This is a genomic window from Shewanella acanthi (assembly GCF_019457475.1).
GTDB lineage: Bacteria > Pseudomonadota > Gammaproteobacteria > Enterobacterales > Shewanellaceae > Shewanella > Shewanella acanthi.
In genome coordinates this window covers 2,522,965-2,539,907 of sequence record NZ_CP080413.1, presented here as the reverse complement: position 1 = coordinate 2,539,907, position 16,943 = coordinate 2,522,965, and the positions used below count along the sequence as shown (strand labels likewise).

The 16,943-nt window shown below is 46.3% G+C and carries 15 protein-coding genes; 11 read left to right on the top strand and 4 right to left on the bottom strand.

From position 1 onward, the window contains the following. Window positions 1-167 precede the first annotated feature (167 nt). From K0H61_RS11110 to K0H61_RS11075, 8 genes are all read left to right on the top strand, one after another. Entirely contained in the window at window positions 168-446 is a 279-nt protein-coding gene (locus tag K0H61_RS11110; protein WP_220049292.1) for a peptidylprolyl isomerase, read from the top strand. Window positions 447-512: 66 nt separating this feature from the next. Beyond that, window positions 513-1,049 (top strand): GNAT family N-acetyltransferase, encoded by a 537-nt coding sequence (locus K0H61_RS11105; protein ID WP_220052666.1) that lies wholly within the window; start codon window positions 513-515, stop codon window positions 1,047-1,049. A gap of 72 nt (window positions 1,050-1,121) precedes the next feature. Then, window positions 1,122-1,352 carry an RNA-binding S4 domain-containing protein gene (locus tag K0H61_RS11100; protein ID WP_220049290.1) on the top strand — a complete coding sequence of 77 codons (231 nt, stop codon included), beginning with the start codon at window positions 1,122-1,124 and terminating at the stop codon, window positions 1,350-1,352. Between the two features lie 21 nt (window positions 1,353-1,373). Beyond that, entirely contained in the window at window positions 1,374-1,766 is a 393-nt protein-coding gene (locus tag K0H61_RS11095) for a ribonuclease E inhibitor RraB (RefSeq protein WP_220049288.1), read from the top strand. A 177-nt stretch (window positions 1,767-1,943) separates the two neighbouring features. Further along, complete coding sequence (locus K0H61_RS11090) at window positions 1,944-2,714, top strand: TSUP family transporter (protein ID WP_220049286.1); 771 nt, start codon at window positions 1,944-1,946, stop codon at window positions 2,712-2,714. A gap of 230 nt (window positions 2,715-2,944) precedes the next feature. Then, window positions 2,945-4,087: an exonuclease SbcCD subunit D gene (locus K0H61_RS11085; protein WP_220049283.1), complete on the top strand. Its 1,143-nt coding sequence runs from the start codon at window positions 2,945-2,947 to the stop codon at window positions 4,085-4,087. Beyond that, window positions 4,084-7,140, top strand: coding sequence for an SbcC/MukB-like Walker B domain-containing protein (locus tag K0H61_RS11080; protein ID WP_220049282.1), 3,057 nt, complete (start codon window positions 4,084-4,086; stop codon window positions 7,138-7,140). The genes K0H61_RS11085 and K0H61_RS11080 overlap by 4 nt, the downstream gene beginning before the upstream one ends. Before the next feature lie 263 nt (window positions 7,141-7,403). Continuing rightward, window positions 7,404-8,699, top strand: coding sequence for a peptidoglycan DD-metalloendopeptidase family protein (locus tag K0H61_RS11075; RefSeq protein ID WP_220049280.1), 1,296 nt, complete (start codon window positions 7,404-7,406; stop codon window positions 8,697-8,699). A gap of 183 nt (window positions 8,700-8,882) precedes the next feature. Here K0H61_RS11075 and K0H61_RS11070 read toward each other — a convergent pair whose 3' ends face one another. The 4 genes from K0H61_RS11070 to K0H61_RS11055 all read right to left on the bottom strand — a co-directional run bounded on the left by K0H61_RS11070 (window position 8,883) and on the right by K0H61_RS11055 (window position 11,983). Next, the gene (locus tag K0H61_RS11070) at window positions 8,883-9,395 is read right to left on the bottom strand and encodes a hypothetical protein (RefSeq protein WP_220049279.1); all 513 of its coding nucleotides are present in this window, start codon (window positions 9,393-9,395) and stop codon (window positions 8,883-8,885) included. Window positions 9,396-9,504: 109 nt separating this feature from the next. Further along, entirely contained in the window at window positions 9,505-10,017 is a 513-nt protein-coding gene (locus K0H61_RS11065; RefSeq protein WP_220049278.1) for a M48 family metallopeptidase, read from the bottom strand. A 41-nt stretch (window positions 10,018-10,058) separates the two neighbouring features. Then, window positions 10,059-10,496 (bottom strand): DUF3010 family protein, encoded by a 438-nt coding sequence (locus K0H61_RS11060; protein ID WP_220049276.1) that lies wholly within the window; start codon window positions 10,494-10,496, stop codon window positions 10,059-10,061. Window positions 10,497-10,636: 140 nt separating this feature from the next. Continuing rightward, window positions 10,637-11,983, bottom strand: a complete 1,347-nt coding sequence (locus K0H61_RS11055; protein WP_220049275.1) for a DEAD/DEAH box helicase — start codon at window positions 11,981-11,983, stop codon at window positions 10,637-10,639. Window positions 11,984-12,283: 300 nt separating this feature from the next. On the opposite strand from K0H61_RS11055, the gene rssA reads away from it, so the two are divergent. The 3 genes from rssA to nrdD all read left to right on the top strand — a co-directional run bounded on the left by rssA (window position 12,284) and on the right by nrdD (window position 16,892). Continuing rightward, the gene (gene rssA, locus K0H61_RS11050) at window positions 12,284-13,231 is read left to right on the top strand and encodes a patatin-like phospholipase RssA (protein ID WP_220049274.1); all 948 of its coding nucleotides are present in this window, start codon (window positions 12,284-12,286) and stop codon (window positions 13,229-13,231) included. A 142-nt stretch (window positions 13,232-13,373) separates the two neighbouring features. Next, window positions 13,374-14,339, top strand: coding sequence for a hypothetical protein (locus K0H61_RS11045; protein ID WP_220049273.1), 966 nt, complete (start codon window positions 13,374-13,376; stop codon window positions 14,337-14,339). A 435-nt stretch (window positions 14,340-14,774) separates the two neighbouring features. Beyond that, window positions 14,775-16,892: an anaerobic ribonucleoside-triphosphate reductase gene (gene nrdD, locus K0H61_RS11040; RefSeq protein ID WP_220049271.1), complete on the top strand. Its 2,118-nt coding sequence runs from the start codon at window positions 14,775-14,777 to the stop codon at window positions 16,890-16,892. Window positions 16,893-16,943: the final 51 nt, after the last annotated feature.

Here is a 16,943-nt window from a genome sequence, read left to right as displayed (position 1 = left end):
TACAATGTTTGCTGTGGTATTGATACAGCGCCACCGCAGCAAGTTTTAATGTTTTGTAATTACACGGAATGTTCTTATACTGGATATTTCAAAGCGGCTGTTAGTTTATAACGGCTGCAACATTAGCAATTTGGGGCAAGTGTCTCAGCATTTTAAGGGGTTTTACCATGGTTCAAGCAACAGCAAGACATTTGTTAGTCGCTAGCGAAGCACAATGCCAAGAACTAAAACAACAGATTTTAGACGGTGCGGATTTTGCGCAGCTGGCGCGTGCCCATTCTTCTTGTCCATCGGGCGCGCAAGGCGGTGAGTTAGGTTCGTTTGGTCCTGGAATGATGGTGCGTGAATTTGATGAAGTGGTATTTAGTGCGCCATTAAATGTGGTGCAAGGCCCTGTTAAAACCCAATTTGGCTACCATTTATTAGAAGTCACCAGCCGCAGTTAATCGGGCTGATTGAGTAAAATGGCAGCCACTGAGCTGCCATTTTTTATTGGTATCAAAGGAGGCGTGATGGTCGAACTCTATAGCGACAGATTAAAACTCAGAAGCCTTAAAGAGGAGGATTGGCCGTATTTCTTAGCCTTAAATCTCGATCCTGAAATCAATCAATTCGTCCGCATTCCTGAATCTGAAGAAGTTATTCGCAAAAAATTTATCGAGCGTTCTGCAAGCTGGTTATATAGCTCGGGTGATTGGCTAACGCTGGCGATAGAAACCATAGATTCGGGTGAGTTTGTTGGATTGACCGGACTTCATTGCCAGCACTTTGAAGAGCAGCGCGCCGAGGTTGGCTACCTACTGTTAAAAGAACATCATGGTAAAGGCTACGCCAGCGAAAGCCTGCAAGCGGTGGTCGACTGGGCCTGTTTACGTTTTGAAGTGCATAAGTTTGTCGGCCACTGCGCAAAAGACAATATTGCTTCCGCCCGCGTGCTCGAAAAATGCGGCTTTCAACTTGAGGGCGTGCACCGCGAGCAGTTTAAAATCGGTGATGTGTGGTTGGATGAACTGAGCTTTGGTCTGCTGGCTCACGAAAGGCAACGATAAGCAAAATTATCTGCAACGCATTTGGGGACATACTGCTATAATGCGGCAGGTTTTTTTATTGAGGCTGTTTAAGTGGCGCAAATTAATCAGTTAGCTTTGCATCCAGGTGAAGATTTTATCGAATTGTACAAAGTGCTAAAAGTACAGGGCATGTCTAACGCTGGCGGCGAAGCCAAGCATTTTATTGACGAAGGTTTAGTGTCAGTGAATGGCGAAGTTGAAACTCGCAAACGCAAAAAAGTGGTAGCGGGCGATATCGTCAGCTTTAACGGTGAATCGGTTCAAATCATTGCGGCTGAATAAGCCATAGAAGTGGAGCAAGACATGCAATTTCCAGATGATGACAATGGTAAAATGCTGGCCGCAATGGCTGAAGCGGGTATCGATTTAACACAGCCTTTAGATGTTGATTACTTTTTGGTTTTTGATGATCAACGTGATGCTGAATCTGCACTCGAAGAGTTAGCCAATTCCGATCTCGAAGGGGAAGTCGAACTCAATCTAAACGATGAACTCGGTAAGTGGGAAATCATTGTTTGCATCAACATGGTGCCAGATTATGACGATCTTGTTGAGCAAGAGACTGTGCTTAACGACTTCGCGGCAGAGTTTGGTGGCATGACCGACGGTTGGGGCGTAATGCAACACCAAGAAGGCGACGATGAATTCATGGACGATGACCATGAACATGATGAGCATTGTGGCTGCGATCACTAATCTTGAATTTGAGATGGATGTAACGCAGAAAGAAACCACCTTAAAGGTGGTTTTTTTATGCAAAAATGGCCAACTTTGACCCAGCCAAACGGCTTGTTTCAAAACACCTTTGCATTCGCTCGTTAAACGCAGTCTAATGCGAAGCCTTAGCACTTTAACAATCAACTAAAAATTATTATGGAATTTGAGCTAACTCTACAAATCGCCGCGCTTCTGTTCATGGTCGCTGTGTTGGCGGGCTTTATCGATTCAATTGCTGGCGGTGGTGGTTTGTTAACGATACCGGCACTGATGTGGGCGGGTCTTCCTCCTGCCATGGCGCTTGGTACCAATAAACTCCAAGCCTGCGGTGGTAGCTTCTTCGCCAGTTTGTATTTTGTGCGTAAAAAAATGGTCGATTTAAACGCCGTTAAGTTAGCGCTGCTCTGTGCCTTTATTGGGTCGGCGCTGGGGACGATTTTCGTGCAGATGGTCGATACGAAAGTGCTCGAGTTAGTATTGCCATTCTTAATTTTGGCAATTGGTTGTTATTTCTTGTTTTCAAAGAAAATCTCTGAAGATGATAAACATCAGGTATTAACGCCAACGGCCTTTGCCTTTACTGCGGCCTTGGGTGTTGGCATGTACGATGGCTTTTTCGGTCCAGGAACCGGAAGCTTTTTTGCGTTAGCATTCGTGAGTCTTGCAGGTTTTGGTCTTGCTAAAGCAACGGCCCATGCCAAGTTGTTAAACTTCTCGACTAATATCGCTTCGCTAATTTTCTTTACCCTCGGTGGAAAAGTGGTGTGGGTTTTAGGATTGGTGATGCTTGCGGGCCAAGCCATTGGTGCCACAATCGGTTCGCGCTTGGTCGTGACCAAGGGCACCAAAATTATCAAACCTCTGGTGGTGACTATGTCACTTGCCATGAGTATTAAGCTGCTCATTACTCAATATCAATTATTTTAATCCCTTTGCACATCGCTCATCCCTGTTTGGCTTTTACTTGGTGATTGAAGAGATACCAAATAGGGAGGGCGTTCCTGATAGCACTATACTCAAGCCCAAGTTTTCCTTAGTATAACTGGGTATTTTTAAAGGTATTTTCCTCTACGGCCTGTGATTAGGCCTAGATATGGTTTTTGCCATCCTCGTGATTTAGCCAAAGACAGCATCATCCCTTAAGGATTTGGACAGTTATGAAATTTATCCATACCTCCGATTGGCATATTGGCCGCCAGTTACACAATCAATCCTTGCTCGAAGACCAAGCCTTTGTCTTAGAACAAATTGTGTCACTCGCCAAGGAGCACATGGTGGATGCCGTGATTGTCGCTGGGGACATCTATGACAGGTCTATTCCACCTACCGCCGCGGTAGCGCTGTTAGACAAGGTTGTAAGCCAATTAGTCACAGAGCTTGGGATACAGGTTGTGATGATCGCTGGGAATCACGATGGCCATGAGCGCCTAGGCTTTGCCGCAAAGCAAATGGCGTCAAGCGGTTTACATATCGTGGGGCCTGTTGAAGAGGTGGCTCCCATCCGCTTAACGGGTTTTTCGGGCGATGCGTACTTTTATCCTTTACCCTACGCCGAGCCTGCGGTTGTTCGCGAGGTATATCAATGTGAAGCTGCGACCCATCAAGAAGCGCTAGGCGTATTGCTTGAGCAAGTGAAAACTCACGACAGTGAGGGACTGCCAAAGGTGGTGGTCAGTCACTGCTATTTAGATGGTGGCAGCGAATCGGAATCGGAGCGGCCCTTAAGCATCGGCGGCGCCGATAAAATTTCTCCCTTGCTTTTTACCGAGTTCAATTATGTTGCCCTCGGCCACTTGCATGGCCCTCAATATAAAGGCGAGCAGCATGTTCGCTACTCGGGCTCAATTTTGAAATATTCCTTTAGTGAGCAACATCAGCATAAGTCCGTGACCTTAGTCGAATTAGCGGCAGGGTTGCCAGCCGAGATCCAATTGCTACCCCTAAGCTCACTTCGCGATGTTCGCATTATTGAGGGCGATCTTGCCAATTTACTCACCCTTGGCCAGACCGATGCTAAGCGGGAGGATTACCTGATGGTAAGGCTTCTGGATAAACACGCCATTTTGGATGCCATGGGGAAACTGCGCAGCGTTTACCCCAATGTGCTGCATTTAGAGCGCACGGGGTTAATGGCGCAATCATCCCAAGTCGCCCTCAGTCGCGAACATATTAAGAAGGGGGAGCTGGATATGTTCAGCGATTTTTTCAGCCAAGTCTCCGGTGATCCAATGACCGCTGCGCAGCGGCAGGTGCTCGATGATATTTTAACAATGCTGCACAAGGAGGAGCGCCAAGCATGAAACCCTTAACGCTATCGATGTCAGCCTTTGGCCCTTTTGCGACAACACAATCAATTGACTTTACCGCTCTTGGCAGTAACCCGCTGTTTCTGATTAACGGCCCAACGGGTGCGGGCAAGACCACCATTCTTGATGGCATCTGTTTTGCGCTCTACGGCAAAACCACAGGTAATGAGCGTGAAGGTGCTCAGATGCGTTGTGACCTAGCAGATGATGCGCTCCTTACCGAGGTGACATTTAAGTTTCAGCTAGGTAGCGCGACGTATAGTATCCGCCGCGTACCTGAGCAAGAAAGAGCTAAAAAAAGCGGTGAGGGCTCGACGCTGCAAAAGAGCGAAGCGCAGTTGTTTCGAATCGATGCTAATGGCGAGCAAACACTGATTGTTGCCAATAAAGTCTCCGAGGCAACGGCTGAAATAGAGGCATTAACGGGGCTCGACGTCGAGCAATTTCGACAGGTGATGGTGCTGCCTCAGGGCAAGTTTCGTGAACTGTTAATCGCGGATTCCAAAGCCCGTGAGCAGATTTTTAGCCAGTTATTTCAAACGCATATTTATAAGCGAATCGAAGACACTCTAAAAGCCAAGGCGGCCGATATTCGCGCGCGGGTAAAAGATCAGCGCTCACGTCGCGACGGCATTTTACAAACCGCTGAGCTTAATTCAGACGAGGAACTAGTCGCTGAGTTGAGCCATCTAGAGACCGAGTTTTCAATTGCTAAAAATGCTAAAGACATGGCAACAGCCAGTCATCAGCAGGCAATAAAACAGCACGATGGTGCTCAGCAGCTTTTGGCTGAGTTTGCACGCTTAACAGGCTTAGAAGCCGAGGCGCAACAACTTGAAGAGCAGAAGCAGCTGATTGAGGTGCAGAGTCAAACACTTAATGTTGCTAGGCAGGCGCAGCGCGTAAAACCGCTGTTAGATAATGCGATTGCCCGCGAGCAAGAGGCTCATTCGGCTGACCGACTCTTTGTCGAGGCACAAAACGCTTTAAGCCTTGCACAAAATGAGCAGACTAAAGCCGACTACGAGGCGCAGCAGTTGGTCGCCCTTGAGCAAACGCTAAAAGAAACTGAGCAGCGCGTTACTTCATTATCTTCTCTCGTGCCTGAGCTCAATGAGTTGATGCTGCTATCCAAAGCTGTAGATGATGCCAAGCTTCAACTCGATAGTACCAAGGCCAAAGGGCAGGGCAGTAAAACGGCATTGGCAGAGTTAGTTCAAAAACGCAGTGAACAAGAGCTGCTACTTCCCAAGCTTCAAATGCAAAGCGAGCTTTTGCTTTCAAGTCAGCAGGCGCTATCTCAACATAACCATATGTTTGAACAATTTAAGCAGTGGCAACAGATTGAGGCCAAAGTCAGCGCATCCCAAGCTGCGTTAACTCTTGCGGGTGAGCATGGCCGCATCCTTAAAGATGCACATCAACAGGCGCAGCATCTTGCAAAATCATTACAGCTCCGCTGGTTTCAGGGCCAGGCGGCGATACTTGCTCGGGAGCTTAAGACCAACGAGCCTTGCCCAGTGTGTGGTAGTAGCGAGCATCCTAATCCTGCCGTTGCCCACGAGGATTTGCCAACAGATGCGCAGTTACAACATGCGCAGGAGCTAGAAGCTCTCTCGCTCGATAACCTCAGTAAAGCCAGAGCGGACTATAAGGGGCTGCAGAAACAGCTAGAAACCCAACAGCAGCAAGCGAGCGAGCTTTCGCTGAGCTTAGGCGATTTTGTTCAACAAACGCTGGAGTCACACCTCGAAAAGCAGCAATTGTTAGTGACTAATGCAAAGGCGGCTGAAAGTGCAAGTAAGCAACTGATAAATTTACAGCAGCAACTTACTTCGCTACAGCAACAGGAGCGAGCACTCAATGAAAGGCTTGAACTTGAACGTGAGCAGTACCGTGAGCATGAAACCCAACTTGAGCGCTTATCGGGGCAGTTAGCCGAGAAATCTCAAAGGATCCCCGAAGACTATCGTGCCCTCGATATGCTCAATCAGGCGATTAGCACCAATGAGCAACAGTTAACAAAGCTAAAAGCGTCAATCGAGCTGATTAGAAACACCCAGCAATTGGCATTGCAACGAACCGTTGCCGCCAACGCCGCCTTAAAGGCTGCCGAGCAGACTAGGGAAATTGCCCTGCAGCAGCAAACTAAGGCGCAAAACGCCCTTGATACTGAGCTTAATCATGTCGGTTTTGCAGATAGGGACAATTTTCTTCAAGCTATGCTCTCCGATGATCGGATACAGGCGCTGAGTGAGGACATTGAGGGTTACCACAGACAATTCGCGCTTAATCAATCACAGTTAAGTCAGCTAAAGTCTCAGCTAAGTGGTGCCGTAATTCCAAACATTGAGGAGCTCAAAACGCAATTAGCTCTGTTGGCGGAGCAACTGCAACTTGCCGAGCAAGCTTGGAATCACTTACACGCAAGATTAACCCTGCTCAAGCAAACCCACTCTCAGCTTAAGCTGGTGGACCAAAAGTCAACTTCCCTTGAAGATGAATATGCCGTTATTGGCACCTTGGCGGATGTGGCTTGCGGTAATACGGGGAATAAAATTTCCCTGCAGCGTTTTGTGTTGAGTGTACTGCTCGATGATGTACTCCTCGCTGCAACCCACAGATTGCATCTGATGAGTAAAGGGCGTTATCGATTACTTCGTAAGGAAGATAGAGCAAAGGGCAATAAAGCGTCAGGCCTTGAGCTTGAGGTTGAAGATGCCTACACCTCTAAAGTGCGCCCAGTGGCGACATTAAGTGGGGGAGAGAGTTTTATGGCTGCGCTGTCGATGGCACTTGGATTATCGGATGTCGTGCAAGCCTATGCGGGCGGAATTAAGCTCGATACCTTATTTATTGACGAAGGATTTGGCAGTTTAGATCAGGATTCATTGGAGCTGGCGATTCGAACCTTAGTTGATTTGCAATCTGCTGGACGGATGATTGGCGTCATTTCCCATGTAACGGAAATGAAGGAACAGATCGGATCTCGTATCGATATTCTTAAAAATTCCCATGGCAGCGAAATCCGGCTTATTTTGCCTTAGTTAAGACTAAGTGGCAGAAAACATAACTAACTCGCTGTTTTTGTTATGTATGCGTGGATGGAAATGTTGCATTTAACATTTGAGGTTAAAGTACGCAATCCACATAAAGTGCTAACTGAAGCATATTTTCAGGAAATTGCACGTTTCAAGTGCAAAATAGCGTTTGTCTTAATCGGCTTTTTGGGATAAGTTGAGAAAATTAGGGGCTCCCGCTTTGGGATTTGTAAAAATAGATAGTGTAATAACAAGAAAAAGGTGCAGCATTGCAAACAAGCAAGCCACAATTGATTAACTTTTCGCAAATAAGATTGCAAAATTTATCATCAGCGCATAAAAACATTCTTCTGGTCGGTGGTTTACTCATTGGCGCAGCAATGTTAATGCCTAATGCTAATCATGTGGTGCCTACCGCACAGCGTATTCCCGTTGCCCTCGATATTGAATCTATTTTACCGCAAGCTTCTGCCCCAGTGGCACCACAACTTATTATTGATAATGCGCCGCACTTCGAGCGTGTTATTGAATCCGGCGATACCTTAAGTGCGTTATTTACTAAAGCGGGTGTCGATCAACAAACCATGTACAAAGTATTAGAAGCCGATTTAAATATTCTGGCATTAGATACGTTATTACCGGGTAACCGAATTCAATTTTGGCTGGATAATGACGGTCAATTACAGAAATTAGAGCTGTATTTTAATGCTGCTCGCCAAGTCGTATTTAGCCGTTATGAAGATGGCAGTTTCAACGTTGAAGAAGTCAACGTTGAGGGTGTTTGGCAAAATAGAATTGTGACCGGTGATATTAAAGGTTCTTTCTATGTATCAGCGCAAAAAATGGGTTTAGCCGCAGGTGATATTCAGCGGATTGAAGATTTACTCAAAGAGAAAGTGAATTTTGCACGGGATTTACGTGCGGGTGATACTTTTTCTGTTTTGGTCAATGATCAATATGTTGAGGGTGAACAAACGGGCAGTAGCCAAATATTAGGTGTCAGCCTTAAAACAGGTCGTTCGGAAATTAGCGCTTACCAGCATACCGATGGCAGTTATTATGATGCTAAGGGTCGCAGTTTAGTACGTGCATTCCAACGTATTCCTCTGGCTAAACAGCCTCGTATGAGTTCACGTTTCAATCCGGCCCGTAAACACCCTATTACCGGTCGTATTTCACCGCACAATGGTACTGACTTCTCATTACCTATTGGTACTAAAGTGATTGCACCAGGAGATGGTGTTGTGAGTTTAGTAACAGATCACCAATTTGCGGGTAAATACATTGTGATTGAACACGGTAGTAAGTATCGCACCCGTTATTTACACCTTTCTAAAGCCTTAGTACGTAAGGGCCAACGAGTAACACGTGGTCAGGTGATCGCGTTATCGGGTAATACTGGTCGCTCTACTGGGCCTCATTTGCACTATGAGTTCCATGTAAATGGTCGAGCTGTTGATCCGATGAAAGCTGATATTCCAATGTCGAGTCAGCTAGCGAATCAAGAGATGAATGACTTCACTCGCATTGTTCAAGCTCGACAAGCATTGATGAATTTAGGTTAAATTAACACCGCTGTTAAGATAAGATTCGATAAAATACAAATGCCGCAGGTTTTAATCTGCGGCATTTTTTTATTGCTTAAATCGACGATACAGTCGGTGGTATCAGGTCAAGCGAGTGTTCAAAAAACTAGCAACATTATTTAAGCTGATAGGATATTACTTAAGTTTAAGCTGCTAAATGTATTAACTTGCCTGACGTTTTTGAATCAATTTTAAAGCACATTTACATAAACTTCCCTTTAGTGCAGGACAGCTTTTACAGGGGGATTTTTTATAGGGATGTAATGCGAAACTTCGATCAGAGGGTAGGGGAGATAATTTTTTAATCACAGTTGTCGCTAAAAAAGACGCATCATTAGCGGCTTTTAACTCAGCTTTAATTCGTTTTAATTGTTTTTTTCGGTGGGATTTGGGCAGTGTTTGCAGCTGCTGTTTTGCGACATATTTGCTGAGTATTACCTTAAGTTTTTTTCGCTGAACTTTTTTTGTTGGTGCGGGTTTACTCAAGGTCTTTGTATCTAGTGTCTTACTATTTTCAAACTGGTTTTTATGAGTCGAATTGGTTAATCCATTGGCAAGCCAAGCGGATTCACAAAAAATACTTTTCAGGCCAGTTTTACCTTGGCGTTTTTGTAACTTCTTTGCTTGTTTTTTACACCATTTATCAAGCTTGCTATCAAGTTGATGCTCTTTCATACGACTCAAAGGCGAATAATGAATTGACTCCTGAATTATAAATGAGAACTATTATCAGTCAATTAATTCTTTTAAAAGTGCTTTTGAGATGGTTTAAATGTGTGATCTACTAATCAGCGCGATAGGGAAAAAGATTGGCATCAATGCAAGTGAGTAATAATCTTAAGTCGAATTCAAACTGGTGATAATCAGGTTCCATATAAGTGCACAAATTATAAAATGCCTTATTGTGATCCTTCTCTTTAAGGTGTGCGAGTTCGTGAACCACCACCATTCTGAGCATTGGTTCAGGCACACGTTTTAACCGAGAAGAAATGCGAATTTCATTCTTTGCTTTGATTTTTCGCCCTTGCACCCGAGAAACATAGGAATGTAAACCAAGTGCATGATGGCTCATGCTTATTTTGTCGTCGAATACCACTTTGGATAGTGGCGCCGACTGGCGTAAAAAGCGATTCTTTATTCCCTGGGTGTAGTCATAGAGGGCTTTGTCTGTTCGTACATCATGAATATTGGGGTGACGGCGCAGCAACACATCGACAAGCTTGCCATTGTCTAATAGGTTTTGAACCTGGTGCTGAATATCGGGGCTATAGCCACTTAAGTATTTAAGAGTCGACATAGAAATGGGGCTCCTCATAAAGGAGCCCTGCATTTGAAGGGTTAAATCTTACCGAAGATACGACGGTTTTGCTGGGCAAATGCGGCTTCGAAGGCGGGCAGTTGCACACGTTTTAGCTCTAATGTCTCAAAATCAACCTGTGGTGGATTACGCTTGTTTTGCTCTTTAATCGCAACAGGTGATAACAGCGTTACAGGCAGATCGCCTAACTGAATGGCGGCTTCTAATTTAAAGCTGGTGGCAGAACCTGCTAGTTTGCCCTTTTGCTCGCGCTCGATGATCACAATTTCATCGACCTTGTAGTCTTCCATCAGTTTGTGGAAAGCAAAGTGAAACTCACGAATCGCTTCCGCTGAGGCTGACTGAGATACCGCAAATGATGCCTTGCGGCATGAAGGTACGTTGAAGGTTTCACCTTCGTAACTCAGTAGACTGATGATGGCCTCGCCACCTTTTAATTCAACACCACAAATTCGCATGTTTCACCTTTCAATATCTAAACTTTGCTGCAGATTGTTGGTTTTTACTTGAATCACCAACATGTTGCCAAAACTGTTCCCTAAGTTAGCTTAGGGATGTTGGCTAATTTCATTAAGACGTCACGCTAAACTGCTAAGGGCTATTCGTCGCTATCGTCTTGTAATACGGGCGCTGATGCTCTTCTACGCATTGGCGCATCACCTACATCTACGCCGGTAATGAAGCGTTTATCACGGGATGGTGCTGCTTTAGTTCTTTTGGCCTTAGCCTTAGTGTTAGCCGCCGTTGCCGCTTTGGATTGACGTTTCACTGGCGCCGATTTCGGTTTGTCCCTCAGGCCTGTAAATTTGGCTTTAAGTCCTTCAATGACACTGATCTCAAAGGTTTTTCGAAGGAAGAGTTGGACTTTGTTGAAGTTTTCCCAATCCTTTGGCCCAACGAGGGAGATAGCATCACCTTTTGCGCCAGCCCTGCCAGTACGACCGATTCGGTGGACATATTCTTCAGCAAATTTAGGCATGTCGAAGTTGATGACTAAAGATACATTGAGTAAATCCAGACCACGTGATGCGACATCCGTAGTCACTAAGATTTGCTGTTGACCGCGGGCGAACTGATCCATGATTTGATTACGGGCCGCTTGTTTTAACTCACCGCTGAGTGCTGCGGTGGCAAAACCTTGCTCGGATACCTTAGCGGCTAGTCGCTCAGTATCGGCACGGGTGGCGGTGAAGATGATGACCTGCTTATGGGTTTCATCCTTTAATACTCTGCTCAGTAATGCCTCTTTGTGGTCGAGGTGATCACAAAGGTAAATTCGCTGGTGAATATCATTATGCTCTGCGTGGGCGGCACCAATCGCCACATGGGACGGTGTTTTTAACAGTGTGGCGGCAATTTCATTGATTTCACCATGATCTAAGGTCGCTGAAAACATCAAGGTTTGACGACGCTTGTGATCCGCCGCAGTGTTAATGGCCTTGAGTTGCGGCGCAAAGCCTAGGTCTAACATTCTGTCGGCTTCATCGAGAATTAACAGCTCTAAACCATTGAGGAACAGGTTTTTCTGTTCTAAATGATCGGCGATTCGGCCAGGGGTTGCCACGATAAAATGGGGCTCTTTTGCCAGCGCTTTGGCTTGGTCGTTAAAGTTCTCGCCGCCTAATACACTGATGGCCTTGTATTGGGTATTGGCGACCAGTAAACGCAGTTGGCTATAAACTTGGTGAGCAAGCTCGCGGGTCGGTAATAAAATCAAAACCCTAGGATCGCGTTTTGTTAACGCGCGGGTGGAAATAACCCTTTGCATGGCGGGCAGCAAAAACGCCAAGGTCTTACCAGACCCAGTTTTTGATGATGCCATTAAGTCTTTACCTGCCAATGCGATGGGCAGGGCCTGTTTCTGGATGGCGGTTGGGGTTGCAATCCCCATGTGTTTTAAGCTTTGTAACAGACGCTGGTCCAGAGAAAAATCAGTAAACTGCAAAGGTATATCCCCTAAATCTGAGTGAGGGCAGATTATAGCCTTAAACGGCCTTTCTCAGCTATCTCGATTACCAATTATCTTAAGCTTATCCCAAGACTTGTGTTGATTTTGGGCGTTATCGCCCATGGCGTGTGGATTAAAATTCCCTTTACAATTTGATTCTGATCCTTGTTGATTCAGCGCTTTTTGTCGTAATTTCTAGTTTTACCTAACATTTAATGGCGTTAATCATTTCAGATTGACATAAGTAGAGGACGCCATTTAGGTTAATGCTTGGGTTTATAAACAAGGAGAATTTTGATGGTTAAGGGCACCGCGCCAACCATTGGCATTGCATTAGGAAGTGGCGCTGCAAAAGGGTGGGCGCATATTGGGGTGCTTAATGGACTTGCGGCTATGGGGATTAAACCCGACAAGGTGGCGGGCTGCTCGGTCGGCGCCTTGGTGGGCGCTGCCTATGCACACGATCATCTATCCGAACTTGAGGAATGGGTCAGGAGTTTTTCCAGCTGGGATGTGCTTGGCCTAATGGATATTCGTTGGCGAAAGGGGGGATTGATTGGTGGGGAAAAAGTATTCGACGTGCTGCAATCTCGCCTAGGGGATATCGATATTGAGGAACTAAAGCGCCCCTTTGCAGCCGTGGCTACGGATCTCTACTCCGGACAGGAAATCTGGTTCCGTCAGGGGGACTTGCGCCAAGCGGTTCGTGCCTCTTGCTCTATGCCTGGGATATTATCTCCTGTTCGCCATGGTGATAGGTGGTTGGTCGATGGTGCGGTCGTCAATCCCGTTCCTGTATCAGTCAGCCGTGCCATGGGCGTTGATATCGTCATTGCGGTGGATTTAAGTGGATTTCAGTCGGGGCGTTTACAAGTGTTGCCCGTCAATCTCACCAGTCAAAAAGAATTGCCAGAAGATAGAGAGCCCCTTGTCCGTCAAGAAACGGGTTTTATGGACCTTTTTGCGAGGGGGCGAGAGTATGTCAGCAATTTAAGTGACAAATTCTCCCTAGGCACAAAATCAAATCCTGGGATGATAGCGGTGATGTCGCAGTCAATGGGGATTTTAGAGCAGCGCCATAAACGGGCGCGGCTGATGGGCGATCCGCCTGATATCTGTGTCGTACCTGAGGTGGCCAATATTGGTACGATGGAATTTCATCGAGCCGATGAAGCGATTGCCGCGGGTGAAGCCGCGGTGGCAAAAGTCGCTCACCTTATCGAAGCGGCAATCTGGAAAGGGTAAGTCTGCAAGATTAAGTGATTATCAGCTTTCAAGCCTTTGGTCTGATTGCTCGATTTTCATCCAAATAAGTTGTAAGTCAATGGGTTACTGGCTTGTATCTTGCTTTCAGTTGTTTTTGCCTTTATTTACTCATTTTTTGACGATGAATTCCCTTCTCAATGCTTTTATCCTTAAACGCAGCAGTGTTGCCGATGCCTATGGACTGGCTGAACCTAACCGCAAAGCGCAATCGGGCTTAGGTCAAGCATTGGCAAGCGAGCGTGCTACGTCGGTTTCTACAAGCACTAAAAATGTGCAAGCGACTAACACTGCTAGCTCGAAAGGGAATCGTGAAGAGGTTGCATTTTCCGCTCGGGCGATGCGAGCCCAAAGGATCCAAGCGCTGTCTGAGGTCTATTTTGCTAGGGGGGATTTTAAACTAGCAAACTTACCTTCGGTGCTTACTCAAGCCAATGCCGAAGGGCTGTTAACCCAATCACAGGTTGCAAGGCTTGAGGAAAATGCAACAAGCTTTAAGGACTCCAGTGCCTTACCATCGCTTAACACCTTTATTGATAACAAGCTTAAGCCATTGTCAGCAAAAGAGAGTCTGATATCTGAGGGTGTGGCTGAAGTGCGTGACGCAAATGGTTCCACGAGGACTGGCATCATGGTTTTGCGACCGGAAATGATTAAAGCACTTAAGGATGCCAAAACGGTACTGGCCAATATGGGAGATGCTCAATCGAATCAAATGTCGGCTCTGGCAAATGCGGTGAGTCGGCGAATCGGCCAGTATCTCAACTTTGAGAGCACTCATGATGACAGCCCAAACGATGAGAGGGCTAATTCAGAGCGCATTGGTTCAGAGAGTATTGGTTCAGAGAACCTAAGCGCAGAGAATCTTAGCGCAGTGTACCTAGGCGTAGAGAATGCCAGCTTAGTCCAAAATTTAGAGGCTGCACAATCCCACGAATCTTCATCTGAGCTAAAAATAATAGAGTTAAATACAATAGAGCGGCGTTTATGGCAGGGGCTGCAAATTACAATGCAGTTTGCTGCATTATTGGGTAACGCCCAATCGCCGATGGGACAAGTCAGCCAATATCTGTCATTAGCGAAACGTTAATAGTTGATTGCTGCATCTAGGGACTATGATGTGGCGCCTTGGTGATACCCCTTTAATGGATTAATCAGCTCCTCAGTCATAGTGTATTTTCTGCATTAAAGCCTGTATCAGCCAGTGTAGCGCATCTGAGTTCAGCGCTTTCGCTCCGTGTTTGTTACCAAGCTTATGTGTACCATGAAGGTTAATCTTTAATCACCTAAACCACTGTTTTTACCGCTTACTATCCCGCTTTATCTTTTAGGTCAAGGACAGACTTCTAGATCATTGGGCTTGGCTGCAGTTCTGATTTGTTCTTTGTAACCCATTTAAAATTCATGATCTGGATCAAGGAAGTTTGCCCTTCATTGGCGCTTAATTGTCTACATATTGTGTTTATATTTCTGGTAATCACTATATGTAGTATCAATTTTAATCAGGATGGAGAGGAACTGAACAATGCCAGTCGTGATCAAGCGGGATGGTTGCCGCACACCTTTTGATGAAACAAGGATAAGAGATGCAGTTATCGCCGCTGCAAGCTCAGTTGGGATAGAGGATGCAGACTATGCCGCAACGATTGCAGCCTGTGTGAAAGAGCGCGTTGCCTCTTTGACTGAAGTCGATATCCACCACCTGCAGGATGCGGTCGAAAACCTGTTGATGGAAGGCCCCTATAAATCGATTGCAAGGGAGTATATTGAGTATCGTCACGACCGTGATATTTGCCGTGAAGCGACCAGCAAACTCAACCTCGAAATCCGAGGTTTAGTCGAGCAAAGTAATGCCGCCTTGTTGAACGAAAACGCCAATAAAGATTCCAAGGTTATCCCCACCCAGCGCGATTTGCTCGCGGGGATTGTGGCTAAGCATTACGCCAAGAGTCATATTCTGCCAAAGGATGTGGTGGCCGCCCATGAAGTGGGGGAGCTCCATTACCACGATTTAGACTACTCGCCGTTTTTCCCAATGTTTAACTGCATGCTAATTGATTTAGCGGGCATGTTGACCCATGGCTTTAAGATGGGTAATGCCGAGATTGAAACCCCTAAATCGATTTCTACCGCGACTGCGGTTACGGCGCAAATCATTGCCCAAGTGGCGAGCCACATTTATGGCGGCACCACCATCAATCGCATCGATGAAGTCTTGGCGCCTTTCGTGGCTAAAAGTTACGACAAGCATTACCAAATCGCCCTAAATTGGCAGATTAAAGATGCCAAGGCCTACGCCACGGCGCAAACCGAGAAAGAATGTCACGACGCCTTCCAGTCGCTGGAATATGAGGTCAATACCCTGCATACCGCCAATGGCCAAACGCCCTTTGTGACCTTTGGTTTTGGTTTAGGGACCTCCTGGGAGTCGCGTTTAATTCAGCAATCTATGCTCAAAGTGCGCATGGCGGGGCTTGGCAAAAACCGTAAAACGGCGGTGTTCCCCAAATTGGTGTTTGCAATTCGTGATGGCATTAATCATAAAGCGGGCGATTGCAATTACGATGTAAAACAAATGGCGCTTAAGTGTGCGACCATGCGCATGTACCCCGACATCCTGAACTACGAACAGGTTGAGCGTGTAACAGGCTCTTTTAAAACGCCGATGGGTTGCCGAAGCTTCTTAGGCGCCTATAAAGAGAACAACGAGTTAGTCCATGAAGGGCGGAATAACTTAGGTGTGGTGAGCCTTAATCTGCCGCGTATCGCACTAGAAGCTAAGGGCGATGAAGCTGCGTTTTACCGCATTCTCGATGAGCGTTTAGTGCTGGCGCGTAAAGCCTTAGATACTCGCATCGAGCGTTTAAACGGCGTTAAAGCCCGCGTGGCGCCCATTCTCTATATGGAAGGGGCCTGCGGCGTGCGACTTCGGGCTGACGATGACATTGCTCAAATCTTTAAAAATGGCCGAGCGTCAATTTCATTAGGTTATATTGGACTACACGAAACCGTGAATGCACTTTATGGCACCAAGACCCATGTGTTTGATGATGAAGTGTTGCGCCAAAAAGCCATCGCTATTGTTGCCCACCTTAAGGCCGCTACTCAGGCTTGGAAGGAGGAGAGCGGTTATGGCTTTAGTCTTTACAGCACCCCGAGCGAGAGCCTCTGTAGCCGTTTTTGCAAACTCGACGCCAAACAGTTTGGTGTGGTTGAGGGGGTAACGGATAAGGGCTATTACACTAATAGCTTCCACTTGGATGTCGAAAAACGGGTAAATCCTTACGATAAAATTGACTTCGAGCAACCATACCCTGAAATCGCCAACGGCGGTTTTATTTGCTACGGCGAATACCCCAATATGCAGCACAATTTAGAAGCGCTCGAAAACGTCTGGGATTACAGCTACAGCCGCGTGCCATACTATGGCACTAATACACCAATCGATGAGTGTTACGACTGTGGTTTTACCGGTGAATTTAGCTGCACCAGCAAGGGCTTTACCTGCCCCAAATGTGGTAACCATGAGCCGAGCCGGGTATCGGTGACGCGCCGTGTGTGTGGTTATTTAGGCAGCCCAGATGCAAGGCCCTTTAACCATGGCAAGCAGGAAGAAGTGAAACGCAGAATCAAACATCTGTAACATTTTTAGCCTGTATCCCTTGTTACACTGATTAACGCAGTCGACCCTTCG

Coding starts and splice junctions, on each gene's coding strand:
- K0H61_RS11090 (WP_220049286.1), top strand. CDS start 1,944: ATGGAATTTGAGCTAACTCTACAAATCGCCGCGCTTCTGTTCATGGTC.
- K0H61_RS11065 (WP_220049278.1), bottom strand. CDS start 10,017: ATGTCGACTCTTAAATACTTAAGTGGCTATAGCCCCGATATTCAGCAC.
- K0H61_RS11080 (WP_220049282.1), top strand. CDS start 4,084: ATGAAACCCTTAACGCTATCGATGTCAGCCTTTGGCCCTTTTGCGACA.
- K0H61_RS11070 (WP_220049279.1), bottom strand. CDS start 9,395: ATGAAAGAGCATCAACTTGATAGCAAGCTTGATAAATGGTGTAAAAAA.
- K0H61_RS11085 (WP_220049283.1), top strand. CDS start 2,945: ATGAAATTTATCCATACCTCCGATTGGCATATTGGCCGCCAGTTACAC.
- K0H61_RS11060 (WP_220049276.1), bottom strand. CDS start 10,496: ATGCGAATTTGTGGTGTTGAATTAAAAGGTGGCGAGGCCATCATCAGT.
- K0H61_RS11105 (WP_220052666.1), top strand. CDS start 513: ATGGTCGAACTCTATAGCGACAGATTAAAACTCAGAAGCCTTAAAGAG.
- nrdD (WP_220049271.1), top strand. CDS start 14,775: ATGCCAGTCGTGATCAAGCGGGATGGTTGCCGCACACCTTTTGATGAA.
- K0H61_RS11095 (WP_220049288.1), top strand. CDS start 1,374: ATGCAATTTCCAGATGATGACAATGGTAAAATGCTGGCCGCAATGGCT.
- rssA (WP_220049274.1), top strand. CDS start 12,284: ATGGTTAAGGGCACCGCGCCAACCATTGGCATTGCATTAGGAAGTGGC.
- K0H61_RS11045 (WP_220049273.1), top strand. CDS start 13,374: ATGAATTCCCTTCTCAATGCTTTTATCCTTAAACGCAGCAGTGTTGCC.
- K0H61_RS11110 (WP_220049292.1), top strand. CDS start 168: ATGGTTCAAGCAACAGCAAGACATTTGTTAGTCGCTAGCGAAGCACAA.